The sequence below is a fragment of the Streptomyces sp. NPDC059957 genome (assembly GCF_042730015.1).
In the GTDB taxonomy this organism is placed as follows: domain Bacteria; phylum Actinomycetota; class Actinomycetes; order Streptomycetales; family Streptomycetaceae; genus Streptomyces.
The window spans coordinates 1-21,699 of record NZ_JBHWMB010000027.1 but is presented as its reverse complement, the minus strand read 5'-3'; the positions used below and the strand labels follow the sequence as shown (position 1 = coordinate 21,699).

Genomic DNA, 21,699 nt, shown 5'->3' with positions numbered 1-21,699 from the left:
CTTTCGAGTGATCGAAATAGAACGCGAGCCCGTGGCCGGAAAACACCATTAGGCGGACAAGCCGGTTGTACGCTCGCGCAATGACTTTGGACGCCGTGGACACGGCCGAGTGCGAGGCGCTCACCCAGAAACTGCGCCGCCGCGGGGCGATCGTGCTCGCCTCCTTCGCCCTGGTGTGGGCGTTCGCGGGCGGGTCGGGGATCGCTTCGATGCCGGTGGCCGTGACCGTCGGCGTGGTGGCGGCCGTACTGACCGCCGGGGCGGTGGTACTGGCCTTCCGGGGCGCCGCCGGCGCCCCGGTGCGTCAGGTGCGGCTCCCGGAGAAGTGGAACCGCGGTGTCGGACTGGTCAACCTCGCCGAGGTGGTGGCGATCTTCGCCGTGATCGCGGGGTCGAACGCGGCCGGCCGCCCCGAGCTGATCCCGGCGGGCATCTGCCTGGTGGTCGGCCTGCACTTCTTCCCGCTCGCCCGCCTATACGACCAGTGGCAGTACAAGTGGACCGCCGCGCTGCTGACCGCCGTCGCGGTGGCCGGCTTCGCCGCCGTCGCGGCCGGGGCTGCGGGGGAGCCGGTACGGGTCGTGGTGGGACTGGGGGCCGCGGTGGTGCTGCTCGGCTCTTCGCTACACGTCGCCGTGCGCGGTTGAGCCAAGAATCGACAGCACCGCCTGTGTTGCGACGCTTCGAACTGTGACGCTTCGAACTGTGACGCTTCGAACTGTGACGTTTCGAACTGTGACGTTTCGAACTGTGACGCTTCGAAAACTGCGACTTCTAGAACAAGGATGTACCCATCCGACCCATTGGCCGGATGGGCGCATCCTTTGTTGCTCTCAATCAGTCAGCGGGGACTGATCAGCAGGCGGAGCAGGTCGAGCTCGAAGACGACGAGGTGCCGATCGAGCCGCTGGATGCGCCCAGTTCCGGGAGGGCCACGCCGTCGGCGACCTCGAGGGTCTCGAGCTGGTCCACGTCGAAGCCGTCGAACGCCGCGTCGTCACCGTTGATGTCGTTGATGCTCATGATGGTGTGCCTTTCGGTCCGAGAGAGCCTGGGTCAGCAGGCGGAGCAGGTGGAGGACGAGGAGGACGAGGTGCCGATCGAGCCGCTGGAGGCACCGAGCTCCGGGAGGGCCACGCCGTCGGCGACCTCGAGGGTCTCGAGCTGGTCCACGTCGAAGCCCTCGAAGGTCTTGTCCGCGTCGGCCGCGTTCTTGATGTCGTCAATGCTCATGTGAATTCCTTTCCGAATTCCCTGAGAAGCGGGATTTGTTCTGTTTCCCGCTTTCGCTTTTCTCTGCGCACCCTCTCGGCTGCACAACTAGAGAATGCCCCCGGACCTGGCCGCCGCCAAGGGTTTTCGGCCGCTGCCTGACAGTTGTCACGCCGCACGTAATCCACGTCATGTGCCGCCCTCGGAAACGGAATGCGAAAGCGCCGATTGCCCCGGGAGGAACAGGGGGAAACCGGCGCTTTCGGACGGTGCGGGGGGCGCGGCGGGCCGGCTCAGCGGTCGCCGCCAACGGTCCAGTCGGGGCTGTTGAGCATCTCCCAGCCCTCCCCGGGCTCGCCGGCCACCGAGTCGTCCGGGGCGCGGCTGCCCAGCAGGAAGTCCCCGACCGAGGACTCCCGCAGGTAGTCCAGACCCAGCACCCGCGCCGACATGTCCGCGTCCCCGTTGCCCAGGCCGCAGGGAGCCAGCCCCATGGCCGTCGCGACCAGGTACATCGTCTGGTAGAGCACGCCGGTGTGCCGCAGCGTCGTCGCGTAGGCGATGCCCCGGTACTTCCACGACATCCGCTGGAAGCGGGCCGTCATCGTGATCAGGACGTCCGGTCTGGCCTCCATCCCGGTGGCCCGCGAGGCCACCAGGAAGAGCGATTCCCGGTCCGCCTCGGCCGCGTTGACCAGGACCAGCGTGTGCGCCACCGGGTCGTAGTAGTAGCTGCCCGGAGCCAGCCCCGCGCAGCGCCGCACGGTGACGTACAGCTCCAGCTCGTAGCCCTGGCCGCCGCTGGGGTAGGGGCGCGAGATCACCTCGTCGCGGTCGCCGCCCGGCCCGGGGGTGTAGTGCGCGCGCACCCGCTGGACCCGGTACAGGAACTCGCCCAGCTGCTCGGCCGTCATCTCCCCGTCCCCGTACCCGCGGATCGAGCGGCGCGTCTCGATGGCCTCGGTCAGCGACGGGTCACGGCGGGCGATCTCCGCCCGGTCGGGCCGGTGCAGCGGCGTCACCCGCCCTTCGGGGACCGGCTTGACGGCCGGCTGCGGGTCGATCTCCCCGCGGTAGGGGTAGACCGCGCCGAAGACGTCGTCGTAGCGCCCCGAGCGGACGCGGGAGTGGAAGAGCAGGTCGTGGAAGTCCCACTGGCGCAGGGTGGGGTCGGTGTCCGACGGGAAGGCCCCCGAGGCGTCTGCGGCCTCCGCCAGGCCCGCCCCCGCCAGGTGCGCGAGCAGATCGCGCACCTCCTCGGCGGCCAGCGCCGAGCCCTCCCCCAGCACCTCGGCCGAGGTGGGCGCGCCGAGCGCCGCCACCAGCTCTCGCGTCCCCGGATCCGTGAGCACGGCCCGGAACTTCACCAGCGGCGACTCCAGTACGAGCACCCCCGCACGGCTGCGGCAGAAGGCGAAGCGGGACAGGCGCAGCACGGCGCCCGGCGCGGGCGCCGCCGGCTCCAGGTGCGCGTCCCGGGCCACCGGCTCCAGTCGCAGCAGCTCCCGGCGCCCGGCGGCCGGGCCGCTGCTCAGCACGGTGTGCAGCAGGAGGTGGCCCGTACGGTCCAGGAGGTGGCGCACGCCCGCTCGTTCGGCCGGCTTCAGTCCCTCCAGTAGTTCGTCGAGCGGTTCGGGGCCGGCCGCCAGGCGCGTGAGCGCGGTCCGCACGGCGCCGCGTACGGGCCGCAGGACCAGGCTGGTGGCCGGGCCGGTCAGGGTGGCCGTCTCGCCCTCGAAGGCGAGCCGGACGTCCCCCCGGAGCACCGGGGCGGTGCGGAGCGGCGACGGTGTATCGGTCGGCATTACGGGGTCTCCCGTCGGGCGGTCCATCGGTGAAATTCGGACACGCCACTATGGGGGCCGCGCCGGCCTGCGGCCCGGGGCGGCGGAAAACCGGTGACACGTAATTCCCAATTCGGTGACCGAGGTCATTCACTGGCGTGACAGATGCAAGGTGCACCGGACAAACGCTAGGTGCTCCCCAGGGGGGCGCCCATGCTCGGAAAACGAAAAGACCCTTCACACCCTTCATGCGCAGGACGTAAGGAAGTTCCCGTGCTCACTCGTCGTCATGCAATCAGTCTCGGCCTCTCCGTGGGCGGTTTCGGCGCGGTCGGCGCCGCGGGCGGGCTCTTCCAGACGCTCGTCGCGAGCGGCACGGCCGAGGCGGCCCCGGTCGGCGCCGAGGCGCTCGCGCCGGTCACCCCGTTCACGGTGCCCTTCGCCACACCGCCGGTGCTTGCACCGCAGCTGAGCACCAGGGCCATCGACTACTACACGGTCAAGATGGCCCGTACGAGTCATGAGGTCCTCCCCGGTACGCGGACGGACCTGATGACCTATAACGGCTCCTTCCCGGGGCCGACCATCCGCACCCGGCGCGGACGCACCACCGTGGTCCGCCAGGTCAACGCCCTCGACATGCCCACCTCCGTGCACCTGCACGGCGGCAACAACCCCGTCGCCATGGACGGCGGAATGATGGACACCATCGGCCCGGGCCGCAGCCGGACCTACGTCTACGCCAACGACCAGCCCGCGGCGACCCTGTGGACGCACGACCACGCCCACCACATGGAGTCCGAACACGTCTACCGGGGCCTGTCGGCGGCGTACCTGCTCGCCGACGACACGGAGGACGCCCTGGGACTGCCCTCCGGCAAGTACGACGTCCCCGTCGTGCTGCGCGACGCCCGTTTCGACGAGAACGCTGCGCTGGTCTACACGATGGACGACGCCTTCAACCGGACCACGATCCTGGTCAACGGCAAGCCGTGGCCCGTGATGAAGGTGGAGGGCCGCAAGTACCGCTTCCGCCTGATCAACTCCTGCAATCTGCGCATCTTCGTGCTGCGGCTGAGCGACGGCGGCCTCATGACGCACATCGGCGGGGACGGCGGCTTGCTGCCGGCGCCCGCGAAGATGCCCGTGGCCGTCCTGTCCCCGGGCGAGCGTGCCGACATCGTCCTGGACTTCTCCTCGTACGCGCCCGGCACCCAGCTCGTCCTGGAGAACCTGATAGGCCCCGGCCCGGCCGAGCTCGTCGGCAAGGTCATGCGCTTCGACGTCGGCGAGAAGGTGCCCGACAAGAGCCGGGTCCCGGACGTGCTGAACCCCTCGGCGCCGCTGCCGGTGCCGACCGTCGAACGGGCCTTCGCGCTGAAGATGGACGCCGACGCCGCGACCGGCTCTGGCGCGTCCATCAACGGCAAGCTCTTCGACCCGAACCGGATCGACACCGAGATCGCGTGGGGCTCCACCGAGGTCTGGACGGTCAGCAACACCAGCACCGAGGTCCCGCACAACTTCCACGTCCACCTGGCGCCGTTCCGCATCCTCGAACGCGACGGCCAGCCGGTCGCCCCGACCGAGGGCGGCCTCAAGGACACGGTCCTGCTGTGGCCGGGCCAGAGCGCGAAGCTCCAGCTCACCTTCGACTCCCACCGCGGGGTCTACCCGTACCACTGTCACATGATCGACCACTCCGCCATGGGAATGATGGCGCAGATGAAGATCGCCTGACGCACCGTCATTCCCCCCCCCGCCACCTACCCCGGGCCTCCCGGAAAGGAGGGAACACATGGCCGCCCCAAGCAGCCCGTACGTACGGCGGATCCTCGACGTGCTGGAGCAGGACCGGGCCCGCGCCGTCCTGCACGGACGCGACAACAGCGTCATGGCGGGTGAGCTGGCCGACTCCATCCTCGGTACCACCGCCCTGCTACACGCCCACGGCGTCGGTCACTCGGACACCGTCGGCGTCCTGACCGGCCCCAACCACCCGCTGATGCTCAGCGCCCGCTACGCGATCCACCTCCTGGGGGCCACCTCCGTATACGTACGCTCGATGAACCCCCGGACCGACACCGAGACCTTCTCCCTCGCCACGCAGACCGGCCTGCTGCGCGACACCGGGGCCCTGCTGCTCCTGGTGGACGAGGAGAGCGCCGAACGCGGGCGCTGGCTCGCGCACCGGATGCCGGAACTCACCGTCCTGCCCATCCCCTGGGAGCGGCCGCCCCAGGCCGCGCTGCCCGTACGCTTCCCGCCCGTCCGGCCCGACGACCTCTGCGTCGTCGACTTCACCAGCGGCAGCACCGGCCGGCCAAGGATGGTGGAGCAGCGCTACGGCACCCGGGAGGAACTGGTGCAGCGGCTCGCGGACGGCCTCGATCCCCGGGGACCCGCGACCCTGCTCTCCGTCACCCCCATCAGCCACACCACGGCGCCGATGGCCGACGCCGTGCTCTCCACCGGAGGGGTCGTCGTCATGCACGACGGCTTCGACGCCGGAGAAGTACTACGGGCGTTCGCCGAACGCCGGGTCACCGACGTGTACCTCGCCGTACCCCACCTCTACCGGCTGATGGAGCATCCGGACGCCACCGGCACCGACCTGAGTTCGCTGCGCCGCATCACCTACAGCGGCACCCCCGCGGCCCCCGCCAGGGTGGCCCGGGCCGTCGAGCTCTTCGGGGACGTGCTCATCCAGGTGTACGGGACCACGGAGGCGGGCGGCATCAGCAGCCTCAATCCGCTCGACCATCGGGAACCGGAACTGCTCGGCTCGGTGGGCCGGCCGTTCCCCTGGGTGTCCGTGGACATCCGGGTCCCCGGCTCGGGCACGGCCGCGGAACGCGGCCAGAGCGGAGAGATCTGGGTCACCTCGCCCACCATCACGGCCGGTTACCTCGACGACGAGGAGCTGACCGGGACGGTGCTGAGGGACGGCTGGCTGCGCACCGGCGACCTCGGCCACTGGGACGCGTACGGCTACCTGCGGCTCGACGGGCGGATCGGACAGGTCATCAAACACGGCGGCCTCAAGCTCGACCCGGCCCACATCGAGGCGGCCCTCCTGCGCCATCCGCAGGTGCGCCAGGCCGTGGTCTACGGGGTCTACGACCGTGACCTGGTCGAACAGGTGCACGCGGCGGTCGAGCTCAACGGCGGGGCCACCCGCACCTCGTGCGACCTGAAGGGCTTCGTCCGCGACGTGCTCACACCGGAACACGTGCCGGCCTGGATCTCGTACTGGCCGCAGATCCCGCTCACTGCCTCGGGGAAACCGGACCGCACCTACCTGCGGGCCGTGACCACCCCGACCGAAGACTCCCCGGGCAGTCCGGCCCGCCCGGGGCCCCGCCACGCCGTCGCGTGACGGACCCCGCGCACCGGCTGTCCCGGTGCGCAAAGAGAAAGGGCACTCCATGACAAATTACGGGCATTTTGCCCGGTCACTCAGGCTCAGGCGGCTCTATCGCCACAGCACCGCAGGGTTGATGATCACCCCGCTCGACCATTCGATCCATGACGGTCCCGTGGTACCCAAGGGCACCACGCTCGACCACCTGGCGGGCCAGATCGCGGCTGGGGGTTCGGACGCCGTCGTCCTGCACAAGGGCAGCGTCCGCCACATCAGCCCGGAGCGGTTCGCCGCGATGTCGCTGATCATCCACCTCAACGCGAGCACCAGCCAGGCACTGGACCCGAACGCCAAGTACGTCGTCGCCGACGTCGAGGAGGCCCTGCGGCTCGGGGCCGACGCGGTCAGCGTGCACGTCAACCTCGGCTCCGACGACGAACGGCAGCAGATCGGGGACCTCGGCCGCATCGCGGACGCGTGCGACCGCTGGAACCTGCCGCTGCTTGCCATGGTGTACCCGCGCGGGCCCCGCATTCTCGACTCCCGTGACCCGCAGGTCGTGGCGCACGCGGTGACCATCGCCGCGGACCTCGGGGCCGACCTGGTCAAGACCGTATTCCTCGGCTCCACGGCCGAAATGCTCGACCTGACCGCGGCCTGCCCCGTTCCGGTGCTCGTCGCGGGCGGACCGGCACTGGACGCGGAGGAGGACGTCCTGGAGTACGTACGCGCCGCCATCGCGGGCGGTGCGGGCGGCGTGGCCATGGGCCGCAACATCTTCCAGGCCGCGGACCCCCGAGGGCTCGCCTTCAAGGTGGCCCGCATCGTGCACCACTTCCCGGAACAGCACTTCACGCCGGACGGGTTCAACCCCGGCGCACCCGCCGGCCCCGACCCCGGCCCCGGCGGCGTACGGCGCTTCGTCGACGAACGGCTCACCCCCGCCCATCTCGAAGATTCCCTTTCGACCATCTGACAGGAGGTCCGCATCATGTCGGACAACAAGCTCTGCTGGCTTGACATCCGTAACGCCGGTCCCGCCACCGGCGCCGTACTCGAAGAGGCGGTACACCAGAAGATCGACGGCGTGGTCGCCGCCGACCCGGCCGTCTTCGATGGTCTGCCCCCGACCGTCAAGAAGGTCCTGCTGTTCGAGGACGGCCAGGTCCCGGCCGACCTCGGCGGCGCCGACCTGGTGATCGTGCCCGGCGGCAAGGAGGCCCGCGCCGAACTCGCCCTGGCCCACCCGGACGTGGAGTTCGGCCGGTACGTCGAGATCATCGACGCCGACACGCTGGAGGACGCCTGCCTCGCGGCCCGGCTGGAGGCGTGGAGCGTGCTGCGCTTCCGCGACCCCACGAAGATCCCGCTGGAGATCGTCATCGCCGCCGCGTCCGGAGCCCCCGGCTCGATCATCACCACCGCCGCCGACCAGGAGGAGGCCGAGATCGTCTACGGCGTCCTCGAACTCGGTTCGGACGGCGTCCTCATGGCGGGCTCGGAGGTCGGCGACGCCACCGCGCTCCGTACGGCGGCCACCGCCCGCACCGGTGAGATCGACCTCGTGGAGCTGACCGTCACGGCGGCCACGCACATCGGCATGGGCGACCGTGCCTGCGTCGACACCACGACCCACTTCCGCAAGGACGAGGGAATCCTGGTCGGCTCGCACTCCAAGGGCATGGTGCTCTGCGTCAGCGAGACCCACCCGCTGCCGTACATGCCGACGCGCCCCTTCCGGGTCAACGCCGGCGCGCTGCACTCGTACACCGTCTCGCAGGGCGGCCGGACGAACTACCTCAGCGAACTGCACGCGGGCAGCACCGTGCTGGCCGTGGACGTCTCCGGGCGCACCCGTCCCGTCAGCGTCGGCCGGGTCAAGATCGAGACCCGGCCGCTCATCTCCATCGACGCGGTCGCGGCGAACGGACAGGCGGTCAACCTGATCCTGCAGGACGACTGGCACGTGCGGGTCCTCGGTCCCGGCGCGTCCGTCCTCAACAGCACGGAGCTGAAGCCGGGCGACACGATCCTCGGGCACCTGCCGACGGCGGACCGCCATGTCGGCTACCCGATCAACGAGTTCTGCCTGGAGAAGTAGTACCCGAGCGAACGACGCGATCGCTCTCCCGTCTAGCCCCGGCACGCTCCGTGCCGGGGCCGGCGTGCGTCCGCACCGAGCCGGCCCGCCGGGCCTCACAGCCATCCGTGCTCCCCGGCGATGCGCGCCGCGTCGAAGCGGTTGCGGCCGCCGAGCTTTTTCATCGCCGCCGAGGTGACATTGCGTACGGTCCCCGAGGCCAGGTACAGCTCCCCGGCGATCTCCCGCACCGTGGCGCCGCCCGCGGTCAGCCGTAGTACGTCCGTCTCCCGCACGCTGAGCGCCGCCTCGGCGTCGGCCGGCGGCCTCATCAGCGCCGGGTCCACGGTCAGGCAGCCGCCCGCGACCCCCATGAGCGTGGTGATCAGCTGCGGAATCCGCGCAGTCTTCGGCACCAGTCCCAGCGCACCCGCCGCCATGGCCCGTTCGACGACCGAGGGCGTGGCCGCGCCCACCATGATTGCCACCCCGCACCACTGGTACAGCGAGCGGACCTCCGTGGCCACCTTCAGGGCCTTGCCGCCCATGGTGCTCTCACTGAGCAGCAGGACCGTCGGACGGTGGCGCTCGACGGCTGGCAGCACCGCTTCGGGGGCCGTGGCGAGCCCCACGACGTCCAGACCGCTCGCCCGGTTGAGCGTTTCGGCGAATGCCTCCAGGACCAGCTGGTGATCGCCGGCGACCACGATTCGTACGGACATGAAAGGACCCCCGGACTCGATACAGAAGGTGGACCGGCCGGTGACGGCCGGACAGCGGCTGGGCTGGGACGCTGCGAGCTCTCACGTCCCGTGGTCCGCGTCCTGGCGCGGACGTGGGCCGTCGGCGAGGAGCTGCCCGACGACGGAGTCGGCGGCCTCCTCCAGGCTCACGCCCTCGCGGAGCGTGACCTCTATGTGCCGCACCCCCGGCGGCAGCGCCGCCGACAGCAGCGCCGACGCCTCCCGGAACAGCCCGGCCAGGGCGCTCCCGCCCGAGGCCGGGGCCAGCACCACGACGGCCGCAGTGACGGGCCCCATGTCCGCGGCGATGTGCGCGGGCAGCGCCCGTACCGACTCCGGCCGGTCCACGTCCACCCGGTACGGCAGCGCCACCAGCCCGAGCGAGGCGAGCTCCTTGCAGAGGAAGGCCGCGTTGGCCGCCGCGTCGTCGGCGCGCTCGCGGTGACCGGCCCCGACCACCGCGACGGACGCCCCGGCGAGGCACAGCCGGCGGGTGAGGACCCGGCCGATTCCGATGGTCGCGTCGACTACCAGGACGATGCTGTGGGCCAGCGGCAAGTCTGCCGGAGGCGCTGGGTGGAACATGGGAAACCTCCTGGGATGGCCGTCGTACGGTCGGCTGGGACTCGCATCCGGCTGTCGAGGAGCACGATCAACGGGGTACCGTGCGGGATGCCGTTCAGGCGTGGTTCGAATAACGGGGAGAACGCCACGTGGACGAGGTTTTGGAACTAGATCAGCAGACGCTGGGCGTGTACCGGGCGATCCTTTTCCACAGGGAGCACGACCCGGAGAAGCTGGCCGCACTTCTGGACAGCACGCCCGAGGACGTACAAGCGGCCCTCGACAAACTGGCCCAGCTTTCCCTGCTCGCCACGTCGCGCGAGGCACCCGGCGGGCTGCGCCCCGTCAACCCCTCGCTCGGCCTGAAAGTACTTCTCCAGCGGGAGGAGCACGAACTGGCCTCGCGACAGCAGCGGATCGAGCAGAGCCGGGCCGCGCTGTCCGCCCTCGCGGCCGAGTACACGGCGTCGAGCTGGTCGGGCACCCTCGACGGAACGGAACACCTGGACACGGTCGACGAGATCCGCATCCGCCTCGAAGCGCTGTCGGAGTCCTGTACGAGGGAGGTGCTCGCCTTCCACCCGGTCAACACCGTCACCCAGGAGTCCATCGAGGCGGGCCGGCCGCTCAACGAGCGCGCGATGGCGCGCGGAGTGCGGTTCCGGACCATCTACCTGGACAGTGTCGCCAACGACCGCGTGACCAAGAGCCACGCCCAGTGGATGGCGGAACGCAACTGCGAGGTACGTACCTCGCCGACCCTGCCGATGCGCCTGCTCGTCGTGGACACCACGGCGGCGATCGTCGCGGGTCTGCCTGGCCAGGCCCAGCCGTCCGCACTGCTGTTCAACAGCGAGCCGGTCGTACTGGCGATGCGGGCGCTCTTCGAGGCGTACTGGGAGCACTCCAGCACCTTCGGAAACATCGGTGAGGCCACCACCGTAGGGCTGACCCCCCAGGAGAGAAGCCTGCTCAGGCTGCTCGCCACGGGCCTCACCGACGATGCCGTGGCGCGCGCCCTGGGCATCGGCGTCCGCACCGAACGGCGCGTCGTGGCGGACCTGATGGACCGCCTCGGTGCGTCGAGCCGCTTCGAAGCGGGGGTGCTGGCGGTCCGCCGTGAGTGGATCTGACGCGGGGGCCGAAGCGGGCATTGGCCGGGCCGGGCCGGTGGTCACGGCTTCTTCGGGGCGCCCCAGACGAAGTCGTCCGGGTTGTCCGTGAGGCACTGCGGGATGTTCAGGTCGGCGCAGGGGATGTGAGGGATGCCGGGCATCGGCGGGGCCCAGACGAAGTCGTCGGTGGTGACGACGGGGGTGACCGACGGGCCGGCGGCCTCGGCCGGGGCAGCCCAGAGCAGGGCGCTGAGCGCGGTGGCGGCGACGGTGGTGGCAACGGCGGTACAACGGGCGATGGAAATCATGGTGTTTGTCCCCCTGTAGGCAAAACTGGTGCGGTGCGGCGTTCCTGTTTCGTGCGGGAGGTGCTGCGGCGCCGGACGCCAGTGGTGTCCATGCTGTCGGCGGGTTCCTGAGGCCCTCGACTGCATGACCAAAGGAAATCACCATCGGAGCCCTCAGGCCCCGGTTTGGCGGGCCAGGAAGCTGCCTGGCAGGAGGCTGCCCGCCCGGGGTCCCGGCGGCCAGGAGGGCTGAGGACCACACGCCTGCACGCCTGCACAGGCAGTGGAGGCCGCCCGTCGGATCCACACCGCGACCGCCCACCCACAACTGGCCGCGGCCCTGGCCGCCACGTTGTTCACCGGCGCCTCCTTCCAGCAACTGGCCACCGCCCGACGCGATGACTTCCACAGGACCCCCGCTCTCCTCGCCCTCCACGACCGAACCCGCTTCACCGACGGCTGCGCCACCTACGGCGTCCCGCTCTGGGCCGCCGTCTTCCTTCACGCGGCCACCCGCTACGCCGACCTCACCGGCACAGGGCATCTGCTGGCCGATCCGGGAAAGCGCCCGGCCGTGCTGCGCCTCGCCGAGACGGCCAGGGTCCGTCCGCCCCAGCCGCCCGGGGCGGTACGCACGAGCGGGAATGGCGCCGTGGTGTTGTGCGGGGTTGGCGTACTGCGTGGCCCTGGCCGGGTTCGGCGCGCCGCGCGACGGCGATCTGCTGTCCGCCTATCTCGATCGCTACCTGCGCCGCCCGGACCTCGCCTACGACCAGACCGTAGCCATGGGCGCGCTCGTGTTCCTCGACCTGAATCTCGGGGGCGGCCAAACCGCTCGCTTCCTGGGCCCAGACGGCTTGTGGGAACAGTGGCTCCACGACGCACCCCACATGCAACGCACTGCGGACCCCGCCACCTACCTGAGCCTGATCCGCCGGCTCTGCGCCTTTGTCGACGACTGCGCGGAAACACGATGACCACAGCGTCTGCCTGTCCAGTGTGACGAGGGCCGCGGGTAGCAGCGCCCACCACTGGGACGACCCGGACCAGACCGGGAACGCGCTGGTCTGGCCGCAGCGGACACCATCCCTCGGTGACGCCAGGCCTGCTCTCGCGCAAGCCGCCGGGCCTCGCCGCACGGCCCGCTGACCACGGTGGGCGGCGTCTTGGTCACTGGAGGGCGAACTCGATGAAGTCGATGTCTTCGAGGGTGACGTGGAGGCCGTGGGCGCGGTGGCCGGCGTCCCGGAAGTAGACGTGCCCCAGCGCGCGACCGAGGATCAGCTCGTGCTGCTCCTCGCTGGCGCCGGCGTCCAGGGCGGCGAAGATCTGCTGTGTCACCGTCCCAGTCAGGCGCCCCGTGATGCGCCGCAGGCGCGGGTCGTCGGAGCTGGCAGGCCCGGCTTTGAATCCGAATCGGGCGTGGGTATGGACGACCACGCCGCCTTCCTCGGCCGCCGCCCGCCGGCGTGCACGGATCAGCGGCTGCCAGCGGGCCCGCACGAGTTCCGCGATCTTCTGCTCGTGACGGGGGTGCGGGCGTCCTTGGCTTCCCGGTTTGCGGGTTACCCAGCGTTGGACGGTCCGCTGGGACACGCCCAGGACGACGGCGACCTGCCGGGTGGAACCGCGCTCCCACCGCGGCAGGGCCTTCAGCTGATCCGTCGTCGTCGAGGGCACCGCCGCGTGGACAGGAGCCGCTCCAGCCCCTCACCTATAGCCCTCACGATCCCACCAGCCCCCTCGACACAGCACCCGAGTCCCAGCAGGTCCACGATTCCCACCATCGCGTAGCGGCGGGGGCTGTATCCGGCATACCGCGGACGTCAGGATCCATCGTGCGGTAGAGAGCTTGTCCGGTCCCGTCCCGAAGTCGCTCCTCGCATCAACTGGTGTCCACCCAGAAGGGTGCGCACGCCATGGGGCGAGAGGCGCTCAGGGGGCGGCTGGCACCCAGTCGACACCGAGCTCGGCGAGCGCCGCGAGCTGGGTCTGGTCGAGCTGGTCGCGGCGTTGTTTCTGGTTGGCGATCCAGACGCCGGTGCGGTGCTGGGTGCCGTCGGGGAGGTGTTCGGTGTGCGTGGTAGTGCTGGGCGGCGTCGTAGCCGCGCTGGCAGTTCTGGCGTTCGGTGTCAGTGTGTGGCCGCCGACTGGTCACGGTCGTGCGGGAGCCGGGCGAGGGTGACCGCGCGGAGCAGCCATTCCACCGGGCCGTATCGGTATCGGGCCATGAGCCATGTGCTGAGGGCGAGTTGGGCTCCGTACAGGGCGAGCGCGCCGGCTACGACGGCGGCCGGGCTGAGGCGGTCGTACAGGGCGAGGCCGTAGGCGGTGAAGACGAGGGCCATGACGAGGGACTGGCTCAGGTAGTTCGTCAGGGCCATCCGGCCGGCGGAGGCGAGGAGTACCGCGATGCGCTCGCCTCCGGCCGTTTTCATGAGGAGGAGCATGCCGCAGATGTACGCGGCGGTGAGTGCGGGGGCTGTGACCGTTCCCACCGCCTCGCCGAGGATTGTCCAGCGGGGGCCGAGCGGGCCGCTGACGGCCAGGGCCATGAAGATGCTGCCGGGCAGGCCCACGGCGGTGCCGAGCACGCAGATGCGGCGCATCCGGGCCGCGTACTGCCCGGTGTCGGTGAGGAGGCGGCGCTTGCCGCAGTGCATGCCGGTCAGGAAGGCGGCCAGGACGAAGCCGCCCATCAACGACACGGCGAGGAGCGCCTCGGGCAGCTGGCTGATGTTGGCCTGTACGACGGACATGGGGTCGCCGCGGTAGTCGGCGACCAGTGCGGCGAAGCCTGCCGTGAGTTCGGCGTCCAGTGCGGCCGCCTCGGCGTCCGACATGAGCAGGGAGGTCAGGCCCACGAGGAGCAGGAGGCCGGCCGCGCAGCCGTACACGACCTTGGTCGCGCGCAGGGCCGCCCCGGGCGTGCAGTTCCGTGCGGCGATCAGGATCAGGCCGAGCAGCGCGTAGGTCATGAGGATGTCGCCGGTGTAGAGCAGTACGGCGTGCAGGAGGCCCAGGACGAGCAGGCCGAGCGAGCGGCGCAGCATCCGGGGGACGGGGCTCGCGCCGTCGCGTGCGGCGGAGTCCTGCTGGAGGGTGAAGCTGTATCCGAAGAGGAACGAGAACATCAGGTAGAACTTGCCGGCCGCGAATGTCAGGACGATTCCCTCGACGGTCCGGTCGAGTGTGGAGGCGCGCGGGTCTTCGACAGATCCGAGGCCGTACGGCCCTGCCATCATCGTCGCGTTGACCAACAGGATGCCCGCGAGGGCAAAGCCGCGCAGGGCGTCGACTTCTGGTATTCGCGCAGGCCGCTCTGGCCGTGTGTGAGCAGCCGTTAAGGGCACTGCTTCCCCCAGGGTGTCGTGGGTGTGTGGGGGCTTCTACCCCGGGTTGCCGTACAGCGCTAGCCAGCGTAGTTGAACGAACTCGGCCGGATGGGTCGGAGCCGAGAAGGGGGAGGAGTGGCCTTTTCGGGGCGGCCTCGGTCGTCCGGCGGGTACCGCGGGGCGGGCTGCGCGCTGGGTCAGCGGTTCGGGTCTGGCGGTGCGTTGCTATGCCGACGTGCTGAGGGGCCCTGCAGGTCCGGGAGGGTTCGGCAGGCTGTTATTGAACATTGGTCAAGACCGCCTGGATCGCGAGATCCTGACCATTCCGATTGCGTAAGGAGAGGGAGCGCGTCACCCGAGCTGCAGGTTTTTTGCCATTCCATTCCGTATCCCGGCATGAGTATCGACCGCCGGGTCCATAGAAAGCATTTTCTGGTTCAACCGGAGTGGGTCGAACTACCGGACGCGGGCTATCGGCGCTGGAGGAGTTGACGGACTGTTTCGCGACAGACGGGCCGGATGTCGGCAGCACGGGACGACTGGAGTGATTGGGCTCGGCAGGACCGTGCTTGAGTGGCTGTCAGCTTGTGTGAAGCAAAGGGTTCCGTGGCGTGTCGCCCATGGCTTGTTTGCTGCACCCGTCGATTGATCAAGCCCAGAGCTGCGGGTACGTTCCCTGAGCACACCCCGGCCAGACCAATCAGGTCGGCACACGGGGAGAATTTTGGGGGAAGAAGACCGCGGGGGACCTTTCGGTTTCCACGCCAGCTCAGGCCGCCCGGACGGGCTTCCTCCCCTTGCGATTGAACGCAAGGAGATTTTACATGAACCGCAACACAGTCCGTATGGCGGCGGTCTCGGCCATGGCCGCCCTCGCCCTCGGCGCTGGTGCCGGCCTGGCACAGGCGTCGGAGGCCACCCAGGCACGTCCGGCGGCCGCCGCCCAGACGACCCTGTCAGCGGCCGACGCCCGGGCCCTCCTCGCCAACCCGGCCATCTCGGCCGAGTTGAACACCGCGGAAGCACAGGCGTTGCGCGCCGTCGCCAACGGCACCGCCACCGAGGCCGAGACCCGCCGCGGCCTTAGCGCAGCCGCCAAGGCCATCTTCAACCTGCTGAAGAAGAGCGGGAAGACCCTGAAGGGTGCCGCCAAGGCGGCCAAGGCCGGGTGGCTCCAGTTCCGGGCCTACATGAAGGGACTGCCCTGGTACCACCCGGCGCGCGCCGCCTGGTTCGTGGCCAGTGGCGAGATCCAGTACCAGCTGTACGTCTACCTCCGCAACCTGGTCGTGTAGGGGAAAAGGGGGGTGCCCCGGTACCGGGGCACCCCCGCTCCCGCGATTTCCAGGCGGCGCATCGTCCAGCCCAGTTCGTAAGGAAGAAGCCGATGGCCAGCACTGAAGCCCGCCGTGATCTGAGGCACCTGTGGGCCTCGCCCGCCTACTTCATCACTCCGGCCTTCGTCGCATTCAATGTGTTCGACAACCGAGGCTGGGGCTGGGGTCTGATGGCCGCCAGTCTCCTTGGACCGCTCGCCGCCCTGGTCTGGGGTGCGGTCCGGCGCGACAGGCCCGACACGTTCGCGATCGTCCCGGTCGGGGCAGTGGTGCTGTTCACCGTGCTCTTCGGCATCACCAAGGGCTTTCCCTGGTCCTGACCAGCGGTCAGAACCATCCTCCGTGCGGAATGTAAGGAACATGCTGTGCTGCAAGGCGATGTACTGGCCGAAGCGCGGGGCCTGCGGCGCTCGTTCGGCAGCAGAACGGTCCTCGACGGTGTGTCCCTGACGTTGCACGCGGGCGAGGTAACCGGCTTCGTCGGCGCCAACGGTGCAGGGAAGACCACCGCCATCCGTCTGATGCTGGACCTCGCCAGGGGCGAGGGCCAGACACTTTTCCTCGGCCGGCCGCTGCACGCCTGGGGATCCCCGGGAAGGGTCGTGGGCGCGGTTCTCGGCGGGGTCGCGGGTCATCCGAACCACCGGGTTCGGTCGCACGTGCGGATGGTGGCCGCCGGGTGCGGCGCATCCGACCGGCGGGTGGATGACGTGCTGGAACGGGTGGGGCTCACCCAGGCTGCCCGGCTGAAACTCTCCCAGCTCTCTCTGGGGATGGCGCAGCGGGTGGGAATCGCGCAGGCGCTGCTCGGCGATCCGCCGGTGCTTATCCTCGACGAGCCCGCGAACGGCCTTGACCCTCACGCGATCCGCTGGCTGCGCGACTTCCTGCGGGCCCAGGCCGGGGAAGGCAGGGCCGTCATGGTGTCCAGTCATCTGCTGGGTGAGATGGAGCAGCTCGCGGACCGTGTGGTGGTGCTGTCCCGTGGCCGCGTTGTGGCCGCCTCACCGATCGCGGACCTGCTGTCCCGGGCGGGCGGCCAGGCCGTGGTGACGGTACAGACACCGGACCTGCCGCAGCTCGCGCGCCTGGTGAAGGAGAAGGGCGGCCGACTGGAGCCGGCCGGCGGGCCGAGCGCGCACATTACGGGCCTGGACCGGATCAGGGTCGCCGCCCTGGCCGCGGAGGGCGGCGTGCCCCTGCACTGGCTGTCCGATCAGATGCCCTCACTGGAGGACTTCTACCTGTCCATCGCGGAAGAGGAGTTCAAGATCTCATGACCGCGCCCCCGACACACACCCCGCCGGCCACCGGCGTCCCCATGTCCCCCTCTCGTGGCACCGTGCAGGTGACCCCGGCCGCCGAGGCGTTCCGCAACGCGTGCCGCTACGAGTGGCGACACCTCGCGGGCCTGCGCTCCACATGGGTACTCCTCGGCGTGGTAGCCGCAATGAGCCTGCTGACCGGACCGGGCCTCCTCATCGACCTGGACAAGACGACGAGGATCAGCGCCGCGGAGATGGGCGACCTGCTGGCATGGGCGCCGATGACAACCCAGATCCCCATGCTGTGCTTCATCGTGCTGGTCCTCGGCACGGGCCCGGTCTCGACCGACCTGGTGCGAGGCGCGGCGCGCACGACCTGGCTGGCGGCCAACGGACGCCGCACGGCGTACACGGCGAAGGCCACCGTCGGATTCCTGGTGGGCGCCGGCGTAGCAGCCACCAGCGCACTGGTGGGCGCGATCTCCTCGGCCGTCGTCCTGGCCGTATCCGGAGCGCCGCAGCCGGCATGGGGCGCGGTGCTGGTGCCCGTGCTGCGGTTCGTACTGTGGATGGGCTGCTGGGCGCTGCTGTCCATGACGCTGGTGGCGCTCATGCGGAACAGGATCGTGCCGGTAGTACTCCTCTGCCTGTGGCCGTTGCTGGGCGAGCGACTGGCAGGTCTGCTGCTCGGCTACATCCCCGGACTGGACGGCGTGGACAACTGGCTGCCCTTCGCGGCCGGCAGAGCGATGCTCACCGACGTCTCGGCGTTCACGGGAGAGGACCGATCGTTCGCGGCGACCATGGTGGGCTCGGACCTCGCGACCCCCGTTGCCCTGGCGGTCTTCCTGCTCTACACGGCGGCTCTGACCGCGGCGGGCTACTGGGCATACAGCCGCAGAGAGGCTCCGACAGGCTGACGCCCCATGCCGTCTCACGCCCGACCGGCGGTGAAGGAGATGGCGCCGACGCGGGCCTCGACGGCCGAACCGTCCCAGCCAGGGCGAGAGACCTGAACTACGCCCGGTCGATGTCGAGGTCGGCGAGCGCGCGTAGCTGGCCGGTGTGGATTTGGTCGCGGCGGGCTCTTTTCCTGGTTGGCGATCCAGACGCCGCCGAGCGTGGTCAGCCGCTCCTGCTGCTCGGGCAGCAACCGCGCCCAGGTGGCCGACTGCTTCTGCTGCTGGATCCAGCCCCCGAGGGGGTCTGTAAAAGGAACGGTGTAACTCCTGATCAAGGAAGATGCACCGATGACCAGCAACAACGTGAGTGAGCCCGAGGCCGTCGAGGCGGCCGAGCCGCAGCAGTCCGCGTCCGTGGACCAGCAGTTGATCGAGGAGTTGGTGGGCCGGGCCCAGGCCGAGAGGCTGCAGCTGACCGGCGAGGGCGGGCTGTTGCAGCAGCTGACCAAGCGGCTGCTGGAGTCCGCTCTGGAGGGCGAGATCACCGATCAACTCGGCTATGACCGGCACGATCCGGCCGGGAAGAACGGCGGCAACAGCCGCAACGGCACCCGCTCCAAGACGGTCCTGACTGATGTCGGCCCAGTGGAGATAACGGTTCCCCGCGACCGTGAGGGGCCGTTCGAGCCGAAGATCGTGCGGAAGCGGCAGAGGCGCCTGTCCGGGGTGGACGAGATGGTCATCTCGCTCGCCGCGAAGGGGCTGACGACCGGCGAGGTCCAGACCCACCTGGCCGAGATCTATGGCGCCGACGTCTCCCGGCAGACGATCTCCACGATCACCGACAAGGTCCTGGAGGGCATGGCCGAGTGGCAGAACCGGCCTCTCGACCCGGTCTATCCCGTGATCTTCATCGACGCCATCCACGTGAAAATACGTGATGGCGCGGTCGCGAACCGGCCCATCTACGTTGCACTCGCTGTCACCACCGAAGGCCGGCGGGACATCCTGGGGCTGTGGGCCGGCGACGGCGGCGAGGGCGCCAAGCACTGGATGCACATCCTCACCGAGATCAAGAACCGCGGCGTCAGCGATGTCCTCATGCTGGTCTGCGACGGACTCAAGGGGCTGCCCGACGCGGTCGAGACCGTCTGGCCCCGCACCACCGTCCAGACTTGCGTGGTCCACCTGCTGCGGAACTCCTTCCGCTATGCGGCCCGCCAGGACTGGGACAAGATCGCTAAAGTCCTCAAGCCCGTCTACACGGCGGCGACCGAGGAGGCCGCACTGGAACGGTTCGCGGAGTTCGCCGACGCGTGGGGCAAGAAGTATCCGGCGATCGTCCGGCTGTGGGAGAACGCCTGGGAGGAGTTCGCTCCGTTCCTCCGGTTCGACACCGAGATCCGCCGGATCGTCTGCACCACGAACGCGATCGAGTCCGTGAACGCGCGGATCCGCCGGGCGGTCAAGGCCCGCGGCCACTTCCCCAACGAGCAGGCCGCACTCAAGTGCGTCTACATGGCGATCATGTCCCTGGACCCCACCGGCAAGGGCCAGACCCGCTGGACCATGCGCTGGAAGACCGCCCTGAACGCCTTCGACATCACCTTCGACGGCCGCCTCTCAGCAGCCCGCCAGTAACCTCAACAACCCCAGTTACACCGTTCGTTTGACAGACCCTGCTAAGTCGAAGGTGGCGCCGTATGCCTGTCGGGGACGACGCGCGCGCCGCCGTCTACAAACCGCGGGTGGGGGCTGGACTGAGCAGGTTCACTGATCCGCGACACGACTGCTGTTGTCCGTTGTCATCCAAGCGAGGCGTTTTGACAGCGAACACAGTCGTTGCGGCCGTCTTTGGCGTCTTGAAGCTCAGAAGAAGCTCTGACCATAGGTAAAGGCTCGCCGGAGCGGCAGCGTCGGCGAGATCATGCGGGTCTGAGAGCGACATGTGGGCTTGAGGGGGACGCAGGATGACGCGGATGTTCCGGCGCGGAGAAGCGGACAGTGGCGGCGGAGACCTGGAGGTCTACCAATACGCCTACCTTGCCGGCGGGGGCCTGCGGGTCGCGGAGAGTGTGGTTGTCTCCCTCATCGAGCGCGGGACGCTGTCCTTGGGGGCCGCCCGCCTACGCGTCATCGGTGAGGAGCGCCCGGAACACCCGGTGGAGCTCGCCGTCATCGCCGCCTGCCCGCGGAGCAAGCCGGTGAGGGAGGTCATTGAGGCTGTCAGGCATTCCTCCGAGGTCGACGAACTCGCTCGCCGCCTTGTCTCTCTGGGGCTGGTGCGTCGCAGACGACGGAAGCCCACCCGCGCCGGACGGCGACGCCTCGCGGACGCTGCCTCGGCGGGACATGTGCCCGGGTACGCGCTCCACGGTCCCGCCGCACTCGTCCCTGGATCCGCCCGACGCGGGACTGCCGGCGCCCGCCCCGTCCCCGGCACCCTCGGGCGCACCCTGATCCGCATGGGCAAAGCCCTCGACGACGACCGCGGTCACGGAACGGACAACGGCGCGGATGGAGGCGGTCTCGGCGGAGGCGGTGGTGGTGGCGACTGACAGCAGTAGGCACGGCGGGGCTTCAAAGCTGTTGCCAACGAAGATAGTCCGCCCTGGTCAGCGGATCGCAGTCGGCTGTCTTCGCTGACAAAGGACAGCTGTGTGGCGAGGTTTCCTCGCTATGAACCGTTAGTTCAAGTCTGTATCCGACTGTCATTTTGAGTCAGATTATGCGGCTCTTGGTTGGTCGTTTTGGTGTCGGCGATGTGGGGCGGGCTGGCCCTCGCGTCCGAGATGGCATGTGACGAGTTCACTGGGAAGAATCGGGGGCAGCCGGGTGGCAGTGGAGTTTTGTTCTATGTGAGGAGTTGCCGTGACCAGCTTTGTCATCACGGTCCCGGGTACGTTCGTGTCGGATGTTGCCGCTTCCGTGCCTCTTGCCGTCGAGCGGAAGTTGGCCCCGCGACACACGGAGGTCAGTGAGAACGAGGGACTGCGCCTCCTCACGCTGAACGAGGACGGCACCTTCTCCATTCGGCTTGAGGTGGAGGCCCCGGACAAGTACGAGGCGGAGCTCGATGCCATGCGGATCGTCACGGCAGCGCTGAAGGAGGCAGGCCTCTCAGAGTCCGATTGCCCACTCGGCCCGCCGGCCGTGACCGGTATCGACAGCGGCCTGTGATCCCTCGTGGAGGAGCTTGTGGTGGCGAAAAGTGAGTGGCCGGAGCTGACGGGGAAGTCGGCGGAGGAGGCCCGCGAGCAGATCCGGGCGGAGTTCCCGGAGATCACGGTCCATGTGGTGCCCGACGGCAGCATGGTCACGATGGACTTCAACGAGCAACGCGTGAGGCTCTTCGTGAAGAACGGCAAGGTGGTCCGGGACCCCAGGCGGGGGTAGCGGCTGCTGCTTGCCAGGACTGCGAAGCAGGCCTGGTCCTGGAGGCGGAGCCGGAAGGACCAGGGGTGGGGAGCGGAGCGGACCCACCCAACGGGCCGCAGGCCCGGACCCCGTGAAACGGGGTCACCTCCCGCGCGCAGCACGGGAGCCCCGGGGCCTGCGGAGCAGGCCCCGCTCTGGTGGAGCGCAGCGGAACCAGAACCAGTCCGGAGCGAAGCGAAGGACTCCCGGCCGAAGGCCGGCCATGGCTCGGAGCGAAGCGGAGAGCCAGGCGCCGAAGGCGCCCCGGCCGAGCGTAGCGAGGCCGTTCAGTCC

At 69.6% G+C, this 21,699-nt stretch carries 23 protein-coding genes; 15 read left to right on the top strand and 8 right to left on the bottom strand.

The window, feature by feature from the left end; all coding sequences use genetic code 11:
* Positions 1 to 80 precede the first annotated feature (80 nt).
* Positions 81 to 647, top strand: a complete 567-nt coding sequence (locus ACFWBW_RS19545; RefSeq protein ID WP_385374054.1) for a hypothetical protein — start codon at positions 81 to 83, stop codon at positions 645 to 647.
* A gap of 208 nt (positions 648 to 855) precedes the next feature.
* Here the strand turns inward: ACFWBW_RS19545 and ACFWBW_RS19540 are convergent, their stop codons facing one another.
* The 3 genes from ACFWBW_RS19540 to ACFWBW_RS19530 all read right to left on the bottom strand — a co-directional run bounded on the left by ACFWBW_RS19540 (position 856) and on the right by ACFWBW_RS19530 (position 3,017).
* Positions 856 to 1,023, bottom strand: coding sequence for a thiazolylpeptide-type bacteriocin (locus ACFWBW_RS19540; protein WP_385374052.1), 168 nt, complete (start codon positions 1,021 to 1,023; stop codon positions 856 to 858).
* Between the two features lie 33 nt (positions 1,024 to 1,056).
* Entirely contained in the window at positions 1,057 to 1,233 is a 177-nt protein-coding gene (locus ACFWBW_RS19535) for a thiazolylpeptide-type bacteriocin (RefSeq protein WP_385374050.1), read from the bottom strand.
* Between the two features lie 272 nt (positions 1,234 to 1,505).
* Positions 1,506 to 3,017, bottom strand: coding sequence for a SagB family peptide dehydrogenase (locus tag ACFWBW_RS19530; RefSeq protein WP_385374048.1), 1,512 nt, complete (start codon positions 3,015 to 3,017; stop codon positions 1,506 to 1,508).
* A gap of 252 nt (positions 3,018 to 3,269) precedes the next feature.
* On the opposite strand from ACFWBW_RS19530, the gene ACFWBW_RS19525 reads away from it, so the two are divergent.
* The 4 genes from ACFWBW_RS19525 (at position 3,270) to ACFWBW_RS19510 (ending at position 8,461) form a co-directional block, all read left to right on the top strand.
* Positions 3,270 to 4,736 (top strand): multicopper oxidase family protein, encoded by a 1,467-nt coding sequence (locus tag ACFWBW_RS19525; protein ID WP_385374047.1) that lies wholly within the window; start codon positions 3,270 to 3,272, stop codon positions 4,734 to 4,736.
* Positions 4,737 to 4,794: 58 nt separating this feature from the next.
* On the top strand, positions 4,795 to 6,375 hold the full coding sequence (locus ACFWBW_RS19520) for a class I adenylate-forming enzyme family protein (RefSeq protein WP_385374045.1): 1,581 nt from the start codon (positions 4,795 to 4,797) through the stop codon (positions 6,373 to 6,375).
* A gap of 121 nt (positions 6,376 to 6,496) precedes the next feature.
* On the top strand, positions 6,497 to 7,336 hold the full coding sequence (locus ACFWBW_RS19515) for a 2-amino-3,7-dideoxy-D-threo-hept-6-ulosonate synthase (protein WP_385374043.1): 840 nt from the start codon (positions 6,497 to 6,499) through the stop codon (positions 7,334 to 7,336).
* A gap of 15 nt (positions 7,337 to 7,351) precedes the next feature.
* Complete coding sequence (locus ACFWBW_RS19510; RefSeq protein ID WP_385374041.1) at positions 7,352 to 8,461, top strand: 3-dehydroquinate synthase II family protein; 1,110 nt, start codon at positions 7,352 to 7,354, stop codon at positions 8,459 to 8,461.
* A 95-nt stretch (positions 8,462 to 8,556) separates the two neighbouring features.
* Here the strand turns inward: ACFWBW_RS19510 and ACFWBW_RS19505 are convergent, their stop codons facing one another.
* Positions 8,557 to 9,162, bottom strand: a complete 606-nt coding sequence (locus ACFWBW_RS19505) for a LuxR C-terminal-related transcriptional regulator (RefSeq protein WP_385374039.1) — start codon at positions 9,160 to 9,162, stop codon at positions 8,557 to 8,559.
* 81 nt (positions 9,163 to 9,243) lie between these two features.
* Positions 9,244 to 9,768, bottom strand: a complete 525-nt coding sequence (locus ACFWBW_RS19500) for a hypothetical protein (RefSeq protein ID WP_385374037.1) — start codon at positions 9,766 to 9,768, stop codon at positions 9,244 to 9,246.
* A gap of 128 nt (positions 9,769 to 9,896) precedes the next feature.
* On the opposite strand from ACFWBW_RS19500, the gene ACFWBW_RS19495 reads away from it, so the two are divergent.
* Positions 9,897 to 10,880, top strand: coding sequence for a LuxR C-terminal-related transcriptional regulator (locus ACFWBW_RS19495; RefSeq protein ID WP_385374035.1), 984 nt, complete (start codon positions 9,897 to 9,899; stop codon positions 10,878 to 10,880).
* Positions 10,881 to 10,921: 41 nt separating this feature from the next.
* Here the strand turns inward: ACFWBW_RS19495 and ACFWBW_RS19490 are convergent, their stop codons facing one another.
* A complete protein-coding gene (locus tag ACFWBW_RS19490) occupies positions 10,922 to 11,170 on the bottom strand; it encodes a hypothetical protein (protein ID WP_385374033.1) in 249 nt (82 codons plus the stop codon).
* Between the two features lie 377 nt (positions 11,171 to 11,547).
* Between ACFWBW_RS19490 and ACFWBW_RS19485 the strand changes: the two genes are divergently transcribed.
* Complete coding sequence (locus ACFWBW_RS19485) at positions 11,548 to 12,126, top strand: DUF6000 family protein (RefSeq protein ID WP_385374031.1); 579 nt, start codon at positions 11,548 to 11,550, stop codon at positions 12,124 to 12,126.
* A gap of 193 nt (positions 12,127 to 12,319) precedes the next feature.
* Here ACFWBW_RS19485 and tpg read toward each other — a convergent pair whose 3' ends face one another.
* Together tpg and ACFWBW_RS19475 are read right to left on the bottom strand one after the other, a co-directional pair.
* Entirely contained in the window at positions 12,320 to 12,829 is a 510-nt protein-coding gene (gene tpg, locus ACFWBW_RS19480; RefSeq protein WP_385374029.1) for a telomere-protecting terminal protein Tpg, read from the bottom strand.
* Between the two features lie 452 nt (positions 12,830 to 13,281).
* Entirely contained in the window at positions 13,282 to 14,394 is a 1,113-nt protein-coding gene (locus tag ACFWBW_RS19475; RefSeq protein WP_385374027.1) for a DUF418 domain-containing protein, read from the bottom strand.
* A 914-nt stretch (positions 14,395 to 15,308) separates the two neighbouring features.
* On the opposite strand from ACFWBW_RS19475, the gene ACFWBW_RS19470 reads away from it, so the two are divergent.
* The 8 genes from ACFWBW_RS19470 to ACFWBW_RS19435 all read left to right on the top strand — a co-directional run bounded on the left by ACFWBW_RS19470 (position 15,309) and on the right by ACFWBW_RS19435 (position 21,384).
* A complete protein-coding gene (locus ACFWBW_RS19470) occupies positions 15,309 to 15,779 on the top strand; it encodes a hypothetical protein (protein WP_385374025.1) in 471 nt (156 codons plus the stop codon).
* 92 nt (positions 15,780 to 15,871) lie between these two features.
* Complete coding sequence (locus tag ACFWBW_RS19465) at positions 15,872 to 16,141, top strand: hypothetical protein (RefSeq protein ID WP_385374023.1); 270 nt, start codon at positions 15,872 to 15,874, stop codon at positions 16,139 to 16,141.
* Between the two features lie 45 nt (positions 16,142 to 16,186).
* On the top strand, positions 16,187 to 17,101 hold the full coding sequence (locus ACFWBW_RS19460; protein ID WP_385374021.1) for an ABC transporter ATP-binding protein: 915 nt from the start codon (positions 16,187 to 16,189) through the stop codon (positions 17,099 to 17,101).
* Positions 17,098 to 18,006 carry a hypothetical protein gene (locus ACFWBW_RS19455; protein ID WP_385374019.1) on the top strand — a complete coding sequence of 303 codons (909 nt, stop codon included), beginning with the start codon at positions 17,098 to 17,100 and terminating at the stop codon, positions 18,004 to 18,006. The genes ACFWBW_RS19460 and ACFWBW_RS19455 overlap by 4 nt, the downstream gene beginning before the upstream one ends.
* Positions 18,007 to 18,336: 330 nt before the next feature.
* Positions 18,337 to 19,629, top strand: coding sequence for an IS256 family transposase (locus tag ACFWBW_RS19450; protein ID WP_385374017.1), 1,293 nt, complete (start codon positions 18,337 to 18,339; stop codon positions 19,627 to 19,629).
* A 329-nt stretch (positions 19,630 to 19,958) separates the two neighbouring features.
* Positions 19,959 to 20,546: a TIGR04222 domain-containing membrane protein gene (locus ACFWBW_RS19445; RefSeq protein WP_385374015.1), complete on the top strand. Its 588-nt coding sequence runs from the start codon at positions 19,959 to 19,961 to the stop codon at positions 20,544 to 20,546.
* 313 nt (positions 20,547 to 20,859) lie between these two features.
* Entirely contained in the window at positions 20,860 to 21,168 is a 309-nt protein-coding gene (locus tag ACFWBW_RS19440; RefSeq protein WP_385374013.1) for a hypothetical protein, read from the top strand.
* Between the two features lie 21 nt (positions 21,169 to 21,189).
* A complete protein-coding gene (locus tag ACFWBW_RS19435; protein WP_385374011.1) occupies positions 21,190 to 21,384 on the top strand; it encodes a serine protease inhibitor in 195 nt (64 codons plus the stop codon).
* Positions 21,385 to 21,699 lie beyond the last annotated feature (315 nt).